Origin of the sequence: Aeromonas sp. HMWF016, assembly GCF_963878195.1 — a bacterium.
In the GTDB taxonomy this organism is placed as follows: domain Bacteria; phylum Pseudomonadota; class Gammaproteobacteria; order Enterobacterales; family Aeromonadaceae; genus Aeromonas; species Aeromonas lacus.
Map to the genome: position 1 here is coordinate 52,909 of NZ_CAWNWX010000017.1, position 12,900 is coordinate 65,808.

The following is a 12,900-nucleotide window of genomic DNA, read 5'->3' on the forward strand; positions in this document are numbered from 1 at the left end:
TTTGTCGGTTCAGCCATTCTGAAGGAGGCCGTCAGCCGCGGCCATCACGTCACCGCCATCGTCCGCGATGTCAGCAAAGTGGCCACACACCCACAGGTCACCGCCGTGGCGGTAGATGCCCAAAATCCTGAAGCGCTGGCCGAGGTGCTCAAGGGGCACGATCGGGTGATCAGCGCCTACAACCCGGGCTGGACCACACCGGATATCTACGACCAGTACCTCAAAGGCGCCAATGCGATTGTCGCAGCAGCCAAAGCAGCCAACAGCTGGCTGCTGGTAGTAGGTGGTGCCGGCAGTCTGGAGGTCGCCCCCGGCGTGCAACTGGTGGATACCCCGGAATTTCCGGCCGAGTGGAAACAGGGGGCACTGGCGGCCCGCGACGGTCTCACCGCCCTGCGTCGTGAAACCGCCCTCGACTGGCGCTTTGTCTCTCCCCCGGTGTTCCTCGAACCGGGCGAGAAGCGCGGCGGCTATCGGATTGGTGGCGATCAGGTGCTCTTTAGTGGCGAACAGCCTGCCGGGATCACTGCTGGCGATCTGGCCGACGGCGTGCTGAACGAGGTGGAAAAATCGGCTCACCTGCGCCAGCGCTTTACCCTGGGTTACTGAGAGCCAACAGGCGGTTAAGGCCAGAGATGCGCGGTCACTCGCCTGCGCTCCCGGTCAAGTGAACACCCGCTCAACCAGAAGGGAGGCATCCGCCTCCCTTCTGTTTTGGCCATTTTCTGTTTTGGTCATTTTGCCGCTGACGGCTTGTCTCTGGTTGCCCCCTCTATCTCTCATCATTTCCCCTTGAACCCGCAATCGCTGTGCAAAAACCCGTCAGCTCATCAAGCGCCGAATTCCATTTCGAATTTTGTATATAACTAAGAATAATTTGTTGTTTCCGTCTTATAACACCGAACAGTAGCATCCCCTTCATTCCAGATGGCGCCACACCGCAAGCGCATACCGCCACATTGTCGCGCCATCCCGTTTGCCACTCATCAGGCCTGCCCACACTGGCGGCAGGGCAAAAGATGGCGCCAGAGATAACGAAAGAGTGAGGAGGTGCACATGGAACATTCACCACTGCCGATCATCGATCTGGCTGCCCTCAAGGGGGCACCCGACCTGCGTCGCCCTATGCTGGCCAGACTGGCCGCGGCCGCCCGTGACGTCGGCTTTTTCTATCTGACAGGACATGGCCTGAGCGACGCCGAGCAGCGGGAAACTTTGGCGCAGGCAGAGCGCTTCTTTGCCCTGCCGGAGCAGGAGAAGCTGGCGGTACAGATGGTCAACAGCCCCCACTTTCGCGGCTACAACCGGGTCGGTGCCGAGCTGACCCGCCAGCGGCCGGATCTGCGGGAGCAGTTCGATATCATGAACGAGGCACAGGCTCTGCCTGCGGCGCAGATCCATGAACCCTGGCAGCGGCTGATCGGCCCCAACCAGTGGCCGACCGCCCTGCCCGAGATGAAAGCCCATCTGCTGGCATGGCAAGATCGGCTGAGCGATATCACCCTCACCCTGCTGGCCGCTTTTGCCGAGGTGCTGGAGCAACCGGCCCAAGTGTTTGACGACAGCATCAGCGGCGCCCCCTACCAGCACATGAAGCTCATTCACTACCCGGGGCAAGAGGCGGGTGGCAGCAGTCAGGGGGTCGGCGCCCACAAGGATCCCGGCTACCTGACCCTGGTGATGCAGGACGATCATTCAGGACTTGAGGTCGAGACGGCCGACGGCTGGATCTCCGCGCCGCCCCTGCCGGGAGCGCTGGTGGTCAATATCGGCGAGCTGCTGGAGCTGGCCTCCAACGGCTATCTCAAGGCGACCCTGCATCGGGTGGTGAGCCCGCCGCCCGGCGTCTCGCGCCTCTCCTGCGCCTTCTTTATGGCGGCTCGGCTCGATGCCACCGTGCCGCTGCTCACCCTCTCCCCCGAGCTGGCAGCGCAGGCGCAAGGGCCGGAGAGTGACCCGACCAACCCGCTCTTCTATCAGGTAGGGGAAAACGTACTCAAGGGGCGGCTGCGCTCCCACCCGGATGTGGCGGCACGTCACTATGGGCCGGTGGAACCCGCTCGCCTCCTGCACACTGAAAGCGAAGCGATACCGGCCTAAGCAGCGCAAAGATCCGCAGGCTGGTATATGCATAAGCCACAAACAGCATGGATATACCCGCTCTGACAACGAACAACAAACGACGAACAACAAAACACAACAAGTCATGGCCAGAGCCTGGCCATCACGGAGCAATACGATGAAATTCAAGACCATGAGCGTACACAGCGGCCAGCGGATCGATCCCCAGACCGGCGCACTCACCACCCCGCTCTACCAGAGCAGCACCTTCAGCTACTTCAACGCCCAGGCGGGCAAGGAGCGCTTTGCAGGTCAAGCCCCCGGCTTTATCTACAGTCGCTTTGGCAACCCCACTACCGCCGAGCTGGAGCAGAAACTGGCAGCGCTCGAAGGAGCCGACGAGGCGCTGGTGGTGGCGAGCGGCATGGCGGCGGTGAGCGCCATCATGTATGCGCTGGCCGACAGCGGCGATGAGGTGGCTTATATCGGCCCGCTCTACGGCGGTACCGATGCGTTTCTCAAGCAGACCTTCAGCCGCGCCGGCATCAAGGTCACCGCCTACGAGAGCGATCGGGATCTGCTGGCCAATATCCGCCCCGCCACCAAGGTGGTACTGTTCGAAACCCTGACCAACCCCACCCTCAAGGTGGTGGATCCGCGGCTGGTGGTAGAAGCAGCCCGCAAGGTGGGGGCCATTACCGTGTGTGACAACACCTTCCTCACCCCCTACCTGCTGCGCCCGCTGGAGCTCGGGGTCGATGTGGTGATGCACAGCGGCACCAAATATCTGGGCGGCCACGGCGACATCATCGCCGGGGTAGTGGCGGGCTCTCACGAGCTGATGAAATCAGTGCGCACCGTGGCCCTCAAACATATCGGATCCCCCATCGGCCCGCAGGAGGCCTACCTGCTGCAGCGCGGGGTCAAGACACTGCCCCTGCGGATGGATGCCCATCTGCACAACGCGCAGAAAGTGGCCGAGTTCCTGGCCGCCCATCCGGCGGTGAAGAAGGTGATCTACCCGGGCCTTGCCAGCCATCCGGGCCACGACGCCCTCGGCGCCTTCGCCAGCGGCTTTGGCGGCATGGTGAGCATTGAACTTGAAGGAGGGTTTGAACGCTGCGCCACCCTGCTCGATAACCTGCAGCTGTTCGTGCAGGCGGTAAGCTTGGGCGATCTCGAGAGTCTCGCTTGCCATCCGGCCAGTACAACCCACGCCGCCATGGACGAGGCGAGCCGCCTCGCCGCCGGGGTCAATGACGATCTGATCCGCTTCAGTATCGGGGTGGAAGATGCCGACGATCTGATCGCCGATCTGGCCGCTGCGCTGGCGCAGATCTAACCGGGAGCTCGTTTCTCACTTGCCCGCCAAATAGCGGCGAGTGATAACCCCCAAACACAACAACGGCCCATCAAGGGCCGTTGTTGTTTGTCGCGATGTTGAAAATGCGGGATTTACTCCTCCCACACCACCACTTGCGATGAGGGCCAGCGATCCCCGATATGGGCATATTTTTGCTCCAGCAGGTGGCGCTTGATCTTCATGGTGGGGGTCAGCACGCCGTTCTCGATATTCCAGGGGGTCTTCACCACCAGAATACCGCGAATTTTGGCATGGGATTCCAGCTGATCGTTGACCCGCACCCTCGCCGCTTCCAGTCTGGCGTTGACCTCCTCCCGATTCCCTTTGGCTGCGCTCTCGGCCAGCTGCACCAGCGCCACCGGCTGCGGCATGCCATAACCGATTACGCAAAGCTGCTCGATGATGGGCTCCTGCCCCAGCATCCCTTCGATGGGCACCGGCGCCACATACTTGCCCTTGGCAGTCTTGAACACATCCTTCATCCGACCGGTGATGGTGAGGTAACCCTCTCTGTCCAGCTTGCCCATATCGCCGGTATGGAGCCACCCCTCGGCATCAATGGCCTCGGCACTGTGCTCGGGATCCTTGTAATAACCCACCATCATCCCTTCACAGCGACAGAGGATCTCTCCTTCGTCGGAGATCTTGATGGTCACCCCGGGCCCCGCCTTGCCGACGGTACCTATCTTGTCGGCACGGAACGGGTAGTTGATGGTGGAGTAAGCGTGGTTCTCGGTCATGCCCCACGCTTCGGTCACCTGGAGACCGATGCTCAGGTACCACTCAAGCAGCGCAGGGGAGACCGGCGCCGAACCGCAGCCCAACACCCGCGCCTGATCCAGCCCCAGCCCCTTTTTCAGCTTGCTCTTGATAAGGCTGGAGACCAGCGGGATCTTGAGCAGCAGTTCGAGTTTCTTCTGGGGCAGCTTCTCGTGGATCTTGATGCGGAACATGGCCCACAGCCGCGGCACCGAGATAAATACGGTAGGACGGCAGCGCTTGACGTCCTCGACAAAGGTGTCGAGGGATTCGGGAAAGGCGATGGTGGCACCGCCAAACAGGCTGCCGCCGTAGATGTAGACCCGCTCGGTGATGTGGGCCAACGGCAGGTAGGAGAAACCGCGATCAGACTGGGTCAGGCTCACCGTCTCCACCAGCTTCTCGCACGACCACGCATAACGCTCGACGGTCAGCATGGCCCCTTTCGGCTTGCCAGTACTGCCGGAGGTATAGACCAGACTCAGCAGGGAGTCTGGCTCCTGCACCGGGCTGTCCGGGATGGGCTCGTGTGCTTCCAGCAGATCATCCCACTGGTAACTGGCCGGCATGGTGTCGTAGGGAAAGGCGATGCGCAGCAGATCGGCGGGTACGCCAGCCTCCTGACTCTTCCAGTCATCCAGCTTGCCAACGAAGATCGCCTTGGCCTCGCTGTGGCGCAGCACATATTCGATGGTATCGACGTTGGCAGTCGGATAGATGGGCACGCTCACATACTGCCCCATCTGCATCGCCAGATCGGCGATAAACCACTGGGCGCAATTTTTGGAAAGCAGCGCCACTTTATCGCCGGCAACCAGCCCCAGATGACGCAGGGCCGTCACCATGCGCCGCGCTTCATCAGCAACTTCACCCCAGGTGAAATCGACATATTCGCGGTTGATGGTTTGACGCAGATAGGTTCGATCAGGACACTGCCGCTCCCAGTGATAGAGCATCTCGAGCGGCAGTTTTTTGGCAATACGTGAGGCTGAAGCCATAGTTTAATCCCTGAAACAAAAGGCGAAACTTATTATTAACCTTTCACTAACTTCAGGGAAGAATAAACTCAAACTTCAGTTTGAAATGTGTATCCGATCAAGCTTCTGCCTGTTGTTGCAAACGAATCCACATGGCTTGCACCAGCTGCTCGTCCTGCTCGGAGAGCTCGCCTTGCAAAATCGCCTCGTTGAGGCTGCGCAACACATAGCTTTTGACATCCCGCACCAGGGTCTTGCCCTCCAGCTCGGCACGGGCGACCGCCAGCGAAATATGGCCTCGCAGGTAACCACCGGCAAAGAGTTCATCTTCGCTCGCGGTAGCAACCATGCCGTCGATCAGTCCCAACAACTTGTGCTCAAAATCGTGAATCGTCATGTAACGCAGCCTCATTTGCGGCAAATAATTCGGGGGTATGGAACCGCACTCGGGTTGAATGCAGCTCTCTGGCGCCAGGCCAGCAGCGTCCATGGCGTCCTATTCCGGGCTGGCCACCGGGTAGATGACCTGATCCTTGTATCCCGTGGTTATACGCAGATAACCACTCAACGCCCGGTTCAATTCCGGCTCATCGGTATCGACCAGGAGTGGTCTCCCCTGAAGGGAAGCCAGCTTGCTCTTGGTTGCCAGCACCTGGATATTGTCCAGCCCGACACACCGAATTACCTCAGGACTCAATTGCTGATTTCCGCGCCCGAACAGATGTCCCTGTCCGCCAATCAGGGTAATGATCAGCCGGCAGCGACGGCCACGGATCCGGGTCAGGATCTCGGCGGCGCTGAGATCCTGCCCGATAAGCCTGCCATTTTCCACCAGATCCACACCAAGCAGCGTATTTTCCAGACCCAGCTCTGCCATGCAGGCTGCCACCGTGCTGCCAGAGCCCATCAGATAGAGGGTATCGGACTCCATCTGCTCGACCACACCGGCCGCCAGATCCACCAGCACCAGCTCTTCGGACTCCCGTCCCCCCTGCTTGACCGCCTGCACGTACCGCAGATCGCCGGGCACCAGCAGCTGGCCATAATGACGAGCCCGCACCTTGCCTGCGCGAAACGCCTCTTCGTCGATATCGCGCACCTCGGCGTCGATAAGGCTGAGCAATTCGCCTGCAATCATCCTCGCCGCCACCCGCCCGCTGGCGGCGGGGGTCACCCCGTAGACGCCGGAGTGGATCTTGCAGCCAGCCGGGATCCCCAGCACATGGCAGGAGTCCCCCACCGCCGCACAGATGTCCCGCGCCGTGCCATCGCCACCGGCAAACAGCAGCAGATCGACACCCGCGTCGCGCATCCGCTCTGCCGCATGGCGAGTATCGGCGGCAGAGGTACTCTCCCCGGCCGGCTGATAGACGATGCGGTGCGGCAAGCCCAGTTCATGCACCACATTCTCCCCCATGTCGCCAGCTACCGTCAGCAGCTCGAACGGCGCAGTCACTTCACACAGCGGCAGCAGGGCCTGACGGGTACGCTCCTGCGCTCTGGGCACGGCGCCGCGAGCCAGCGCCTCGGCCACCACGCCGTCACTCCCCTTAAGCGCCACTGCGCCGCCAATCCCGGCGACCGGATTTATGATGAGCCCTAATCGAAACATGCACTCCTCCCTTGCGATGACGACCATTTTTATCTTTTCGACCCACTGGGACAAGCGGTTCTCCCCTGCTAAAATGTTCCGCTTCTTTTTTTCAACCAAGGTTCAATCATGCTGGAATGGGTTCTGGATCCCTCTGCCTGGGTAGCGCTCGCCACCCTGACCCTGCTCGAGATCGTGCTGGGCATCGATAACATCATTTTCATCTCCATTCTGGTCGGCCGTCTGCCGGAGGCGCAGCGTCAAAAAGCGCGCATTCTGGGTCTGGGGCTCGCCATGGGTACCCGTATCCTGCTGCTGCTCTCGCTGGCCTGGGTCATGCGCCTCACGGATCCGCTCTTTACCGTGCTGGGCGAGGCCATCTCCGGACGCGACCTCATCCTGCTGCTGGGGGGCCTGTTCCTCATCGGCAAGAGTGCCCACGAAATCCACGCCACCCTTGAGGGGGCTGCCGAGCCGGAAAAGGTGGCAGGTGCTGCCTCCGGTTTTATCAGCACCCTGATCCAGATCGCCATTCTCGACATCGTCTTTAGTCTGGATTCGGTGATCACCGCCGTCGGCATGGCTGATCACGTCCCTGTCATGGTGCTGGCCATCATGATCGCAGTCTTCATCATGATGTTTGCCGCCAAGGCGATCGGCGATTTCGTCGATAACCACCCCACCATCAAGATGCTGGCCCTCTCCTTCCTCACCCTGGTCGGTTTCGCCCTGATGGCGGAGGGGATGGATCTGCACATTCCGAAGGGTTACATCTACTTCGCCATGGCCTTCTCGCTGGTGGTGGAGATGATCAACATTCGCCTGCGCAAACACACCGACGCCAACGAGCAGAGCGAATCATAAACTCGCCGGCCGGATCAAAAAGAGCGCCTCTTTGGGCGCTCTTTTGCTATGCACACGGCACGCTTGGCAGGACAGTCGCTTACTGGTTGGCGATAACGATGGCCACCCGGCGGTTTTCGGCCCGTCCGGAAGCACTCTTGTTGTCCGCCACCGGCGCGGTTTCGCCGCGACCACGGACCTCCAGATTGGCAGGGTTCATCCCGACCGAGATGAGCACATCCGCAACCGACTGGGCCCGCTTCAGGGAGAGCTGCTGGTTGTAGCTGCTCTCGCCGGTGTTGTCGGTATGACCGTCAACCCGCGCCTTGTCGAGGCCGACCCCAAGCAACACCTTGCCCAGCTTTTCCACGGTCTGACGAGTTTGGGGATTGAGCTCCCCGACGTTGTTGGCAAACAACACCCGGTTGGCCAGATCCAGAGTCCAACCCTCGTCGGTCAGATAAAAACCTTGCTCCTTCAATACCGCCAGCTGTTCAGGGGTGAGCCCCTTCGGGGCACTCTGACAACCTGCCAGCAGAGAGAAGAGCAACCCCAGCAGCAAGGTCTTGAGGGAGAGGGATATTTTCATTGTTATGTCTCCTTAACGACATCAATTCACGCCGGTTCGGTGGCATCCACCTCCTCGCGGCGCGCACGTTTTGCCAAATACATGGCTTTGTCTGCCAGCTCGCACAGCTCGCTGGCACTGACCCCGGATTGATGAATGGCATAACCGATGCTGATCCCAGCCACCAGTTGCTGCCCATCCCGCAATACCACGGTTTCACTCATCGCCTGCTGAATGCGGTTGATCACCTCCTCCACATCCTGTTGCAGATGCACAGGGCTCAGCAGGATGGCGAACTCATCCCCCCCCAGACGGCACACCAGATCCTGCGGCCGCAACTGATGCTCCACCCGCCTTGCCAGGGTTATCAGCACATCGTCACCGGCGTTGTGGCCCAGGGTATCGTTAATCTGTTTGAAGCGATCGCAATCGAGGTAAAGCAGCGCAAAGTCCCCCTCACCCTGTTCAGCCTCGGTGATGGCCTGCGCCAGTCTAGCGTCAAACAGGACCCTGTTGGGCAGTCCGGTCAACACATCATGGGTTGCCTGATGGAGCAGGCTGGCATTTTCCCGCGCCTGATGGGCTTGCCACGCCTGCAACTCGTCCAGCAGGGAGTTGAAGTCATCCCCCAGCTCGTTGAGCTCGACAATACCGGCGGGCGGTGCCCTCATCCCCAGGGTACGCTGGCGGCGTACCGAATGTGCCACCCGGGCCAGCTCGCGCAGGGGACCTATGATGGAGACCTGCATCCGCCCCGCCACGTAGAGCGCCCCCATGGCGCTCAAGAGCAGACAGATCAGCATCACCAGCAGCACCGCAATCAGGAAGATCAGCAGTGACTCGCCATGGCCGATCAGCTCGACCTCACCGATTTTTTCGCTGCCACGCAACATGGGCTCGCGCACCGGCCCGGGCAGGATCAACTGGGCAAGATAACCCTCCAGCTCGGCGATCGGGGTGTTCATGGTGCGCGACCAGCTGGTCAGCAACGTGCCATCGGGCAGATAGATGCGCGCCTCGGCCACCTCCTCGCGCTCGGCAATGGCCCGCAGCGCCTCACCCGCCGCCTCTTCGTCCTGAAACACCACAGCCGCTTCCGTGGTATAGCTGATGGCGCGTGCCACCAGCTCCAGATTGTGGTCGGCGTAAAAACGCATCACCAGCAGGGCGGTCAGGGTCAGCAGGATCCCCGCCACACAGGCCGAGGTAAAGGCGGTCACCAGATGGGTGCGCCCCAGGCTCTGACGCAGGGTCAGCCGCGCGTCATGGCGATCAGACGATGGCGTCATGGCACCCCCCGATCAGCCATGGCCAGCTTGAGCACGGCCGGGTGCACCCGCACACCGCTGAGCGCCAGCGCATCCAGATTCACTTTGAAACGCAGCCGCCCGCTGCGGCTGTCTGGCTGCAGACAGAAGACGGGACTGCTGCTGCACTCCGGATTATGCTCACTGATGCTGAGAACGGGATGCCCCTTCAAACGGGAGAAGAGCGCCAGCCGGGTTGACTCGTCCATCACCCCCAGATAGAGCACATGACACTGGCCGGCAATGGCCGGATCCGTCACCTCATAACGATTGACCTGCACCGGCCGGCCGTTGCCCTGCCGGGTAATGGTGGAGAGCACACCGGCATATTCAGTGGGCGCGGCGATGCACAGATGCAGCACCGGCGGCTCCTTTGGCCAGCGGGTGTAGCTCAAAATATCGAGCACCAGCTCCTTGACCGCATTGGCCCGACTCTCTGCGGTGGTCTGCGCTTCGGCAAGCGCGGCACGGGAGCAAGCCAGCCCGGGCAACAGCACCAGCAGCGCAACGACGAGTCGGAATGAGAAGTGTGACGACATGATCAGGGGATAGGCGCCTCTACAACACCGCAGCAGCGCGGTTCGGGTACATAAACTCAGATAGTAAGTGGCCGGACAACAGCCTGACAAGCCTTGACGTGAGACTCAGCTGACAGAGCTGTAAATAAAAACAGAGAGCCCGTTTTGCAACGGGCTCTCTGGTCACCTCAACGGGCAGGGTATCACTTTTTGCTGATCCCGTACTCCCGCAATTTGTTGGCGATGGCGGTGTGCGACACACCCAGTCGTTTGGCGAGCTGGCGGGTCGAGGGAAATGCCGGATAGAGCCGGGCCAGCAGCTGGCTCTCGAAGCGCTTCACCGCATCGTCGAGATTCCCTTCGAACCACTCGTCGATAAGCGGCGCCGTATCGGCCGCTACCGGCAGATCGATCTGCTCGGGGCCAAGCTCGTCCCCCTCCAGCAGCGTCATGGCACGATAGAGGCAGTTGCGCAGCTGGCGCACGTTGCCCGGCCAGCGATAAGCGGTCAGATAGTCGGCCATGTTGCGGGTAAAGCGCGGGCGCGGACGCTGCAGTTCGCTGGCAAAGCGCGAGACAAACTGCTGGGCCAGCACCATGACATCCGCCTTGCGCTCACGCAGCGGCGGCAACGCCAGACTCAGCACGTTGAGGCGATAGTAGAGATCCTCGCGGAAGGAGCCATCGTTCACCAGATCGAGCAGCTGTTTCTGGGTGGTGCAGATAAAACGCACATTGACCTTCACCTCCTGCTCGTCACCGACCCGGCGGAACACGCCATCTTGCAGCACTCGCAAGAACTTGGTCTGCAGGTGGGGCGACATGTCGCCAATCTCGTCCAGCATCAGGGTGCCACCGCTCGCCAGCTCCAGCACGCCGCGCTTGCCCTCGGTATTGTTGCCAAAAGCGCCGGGGGCATAGCCGAACAGCTCGCTCTCGGCCACATTATCCGGCATGGCGGCGCAGTTGAGGGCCATGAAGGGGTGGCTGGAGCGCAGGCTGGCACCGTGACAAGCGCGGGCCAGCAGCTCCTTGCCGGTACCGGTCTCGCCGACGATGAGCAGCGGGGCATCCTGCATCGCCAGCTTGCGCGCTTGCGCCAGCACCTCTTTCATCTTGGGGCTCTCACCCTGCAGATGCTCGACCCCCCCCGCCTCCACCGCGTGGAGCGCGCTGAAGTGCAGGCCAACCCGACGGGCCGATTTGAGCACCACCACGGCGCCCGCCAGCGCCTGCTTGCCCTTCTGTTCATCGACAAAGAGCGGCAGCAGATCCGCCAGATACTCTTCGCCATTGAAACTGAGTTTGCAGGTTTGCGGCCGGATGTCGCTTGCCTCCAGCCAACGGCTGAAGGAGAAGCCCTTGACCAGCGAGCCCAGCGCCACGCCGCGCACCTCCTCCACCGGCAAGCCGAGGGTGGTGAGGGCCGACTGGTTGGCCTGGGTCACCTTGCCCTTGGCATCGAGAGAGAAGACCAGATCCGGCAGCGCTTTAAGCAGCGCTTCAATCTCGTGGTGCTCCCGCTCGGAGGGCATGTAGGGGATGGTCTTGACGTCATAGACGCCGGGAATGCGGCGGATCTCCGGCATCAGATGCTGAAAATCGCTGAACTCCAGCTCGGGAAAGTTGAGATAGATGATGCCTGAGGTATCGATTTCGATGCCGCGCAGATCGATATTGTGCTCCACCAGGCGGTCGAGCAGTTCCCGGGTCAGGCCCAGGCGGTCTTCACAGCTGACTTCAAGACGCATTCGGGACACACTTCCTAGCTAACTCTATGAATGAGCGGATAATACAGACTCGATCCCCCCAGTGCGAGCGCTAGCCCACAAAAATGCGGGCCTGCCCCGCTTTCGCCGGGCAGGCCCGAGTCAGTTGCTGCCGCTTATTTGAGTAGCTGGTCGGTACGCGCCGCCATGATGAAGTCGTTGCGGTGTAGTCCACCTATTTTGTGGGTCCACCAGCTGACCGTTACCATATCGCCCACTCGGTGATTGATGGCTTCTTCACTTCAGCAGCTCATCCGTGCGCGCCGCCATGATGAAGTCGTTGCGGTGTAATCCACCAATTTTGTGAGTCCACCAGCTGACGGTCACCTTGCCCCACTCGGTCAAAATGGCCGGATGGTGGAACTCCGCCTCTGCCAGCTCGCCCAAGCGGTTGGTAAACGCCAGCGCCTCCTTGAAGTTGCGAAAGGTAAATTCCCGCCGCAGCTGCAGCGCCCCCGCCACCACCAGTGGCTGCCAGTCGGGGATAAGCGACATCAACTCGCGCAGCTCCTCATCGCTCACCTTGGGGGCATCGGCGCGGCACGCTTCACACTGCTGGCTGGCCAGTTCGGTCATGGGTCTCTCCTCTGTTCTGAATGTGCAATATCTGATGTGAAATAACGGATAACTCAACTCGCCTGCTTGCCTGCAACCGGCTCAAAGCGCGGCGTATGCAGTCCAAGCTGGCGCGCCTGTGCCACCCCGTTCATGATCTCCGCCTCCCCCAGCCGGTAGAGTGCATCGAGCGCGGGCAGCACAAAGTAGGTGGGCTGCATGATGTCGATGCGATAGGGGGTGCGCAGCACTTCCAGCAGATCGAAGGGTTGCAGCAGCGGCTTGCCGGAAAGGGCATAGGCCGTCTCGCCGATGGAGGAGAGAATGCCGCCGCCATAGATACGAAGCCCGTCCGGCGTTGCCAAGAGGCCAAACTCCACGGTAAACCAGTAGAGACGGGCCAGAAAGACCCGCTCCTCCTTGCTCGCCTGCAGGCCAAGCTGGCCATAGAGGTGAGTAAAGTGGGCAAAAGCGGGATTGGTCAGCATGGCGCAGTGGCCGAAGATCTCGTGAAAGATATCGGGCTCCTGCAGGTAATCGAGCTCGTCCCGCCGCCGGATAAAGGTGGCGACCGGGAACTGGCGGTTGG

Annotated in this window: 13 protein-coding genes and 1 pseudogene; 4 read left to right on the forward strand and 10 right to left on the reverse strand. The window is 61.0% G+C overall.

All coding sequences use genetic code 11. The features are described 5' to 3' along the window. The 3 genes from AACS24_RS01935 to AACS24_RS01945 all read left to right on the forward strand — a co-directional run. The coding region (locus tag AACS24_RS01935) for an NAD(P)-dependent oxidoreductase (RefSeq protein WP_108572223.1) at positions 1 to 609 on the forward strand (609 nt) is incomplete at its 5' end. A gap of 447 nt (positions 610 to 1,056) precedes the next feature. Beyond that, a complete protein-coding gene (locus AACS24_RS01940) occupies positions 1,057 to 2,100 on the forward strand; it encodes an isopenicillin N synthase family dioxygenase (RefSeq protein WP_108572194.1) in 1,044 nt (347 codons plus the stop codon). Positions 2,101 to 2,239: 139 nt separating this feature from the next. Continuing rightward, the gene (locus tag AACS24_RS01945) at positions 2,240 to 3,403 is read left to right on the forward strand and encodes a trans-sulfuration enzyme family protein (RefSeq protein WP_108572195.1); all 1,164 of its coding nucleotides are present in this window, start codon (positions 2,240 to 2,242) and stop codon (positions 3,401 to 3,403) included. Positions 3,404 to 3,516: 113 nt separating this feature from the next. On the opposite strand, the gene AACS24_RS01950 is transcribed toward AACS24_RS01945, so the two are convergent. The 3 genes from AACS24_RS01950 to AACS24_RS01960 all read right to left on the reverse strand — a co-directional run bounded on the left by AACS24_RS01950 (position 3,517) and on the right by AACS24_RS01960 (position 6,772). Further along, positions 3,517 to 5,181 carry an AMP-binding protein gene (locus tag AACS24_RS01950; protein WP_108572196.1) on the reverse strand — a complete coding sequence of 555 codons (1,665 nt, stop codon included), beginning with the start codon at positions 5,179 to 5,181 and terminating at the stop codon, positions 3,517 to 3,519. A 97-nt stretch (positions 5,182 to 5,278) separates the two neighbouring features. Continuing rightward, entirely contained in the window at positions 5,279 to 5,557 is a 279-nt protein-coding gene (locus tag AACS24_RS01955; protein WP_041210342.1) for a YfcL family protein, read from the reverse strand. A gap of 99 nt (positions 5,558 to 5,656) precedes the next feature. Then, the gene (locus tag AACS24_RS01960; RefSeq protein ID WP_108572197.1) at positions 5,657 to 6,772 is read right to left on the reverse strand and encodes an ATP-NAD kinase family protein; all 1,116 of its coding nucleotides are present in this window, start codon (positions 6,770 to 6,772) and stop codon (positions 5,657 to 5,659) included. Positions 6,773 to 6,880: 108 nt separating this feature from the next. On the opposite strand from AACS24_RS01960, the gene AACS24_RS01965 reads away from it, so the two are divergent. After that, entirely contained in the window at positions 6,881 to 7,615 is a 735-nt protein-coding gene (locus tag AACS24_RS01965) for a TerC family protein (RefSeq protein WP_108572198.1), read from the forward strand. Between the two features lie 79 nt (positions 7,616 to 7,694). Here AACS24_RS01965 and AACS24_RS01970 read toward each other — a convergent pair whose 3' ends face one another. The 7 genes and pseudogenes from AACS24_RS01970 to phhA form a co-directional block, all read right to left on the reverse strand. Continuing rightward, complete coding sequence (locus tag AACS24_RS01970) at positions 7,695 to 8,183, reverse strand: OmpA family protein (RefSeq protein ID WP_033114675.1); 489 nt, start codon at positions 8,181 to 8,183, stop codon at positions 7,695 to 7,697. Between the two features lie 26 nt (positions 8,184 to 8,209). Then, positions 8,210 to 9,451, reverse strand: coding sequence for a diguanylate cyclase domain-containing protein (locus AACS24_RS01975; RefSeq protein ID WP_108572199.1), 1,242 nt, complete (start codon positions 9,449 to 9,451; stop codon positions 8,210 to 8,212). Beyond that, positions 9,448 to 10,008, reverse strand: coding sequence for a YfiR family protein (locus tag AACS24_RS01980; RefSeq protein WP_108572200.1), 561 nt, complete (start codon positions 10,006 to 10,008; stop codon positions 9,448 to 9,450). The genes AACS24_RS01975 and AACS24_RS01980 overlap by 4 nt, the downstream gene beginning before the upstream one ends. Before the next feature lie 182 nt (positions 10,009 to 10,190). Beyond that, entirely contained in the window at positions 10,191 to 11,738 is a 1,548-nt protein-coding gene (gene tyrR, locus AACS24_RS01985; protein WP_108572201.1) for a transcriptional regulator TyrR, read from the reverse strand. Between the two features lie 134 nt (positions 11,739 to 11,872). Next, positions 11,873 to 11,965 carry a 4a-hydroxytetrahydrobiopterin dehydratase gene (locus tag AACS24_RS01990; protein ID WP_268884775.1) on the reverse strand — a complete coding sequence of 31 codons (93 nt, stop codon included), beginning with the start codon at positions 11,963 to 11,965 and terminating at the stop codon, positions 11,873 to 11,875. 28 nt (positions 11,966 to 11,993) lie between these two features. After that, positions 11,994 to 12,332 carry a 4a-hydroxytetrahydrobiopterin dehydratase gene (locus AACS24_RS01995; RefSeq protein ID WP_108572202.1) on the reverse strand — a complete coding sequence of 113 codons (339 nt, stop codon included), beginning with the start codon at positions 12,330 to 12,332 and terminating at the stop codon, positions 11,994 to 11,996. Positions 12,333 to 12,385: 53 nt separating this feature from the next. After that, a pseudogene (gene phhA / locus AACS24_RS02000) lies at positions 12,386 to 12,900 on the reverse strand (phenylalanine 4-monooxygenase); the annotation flags it as partial.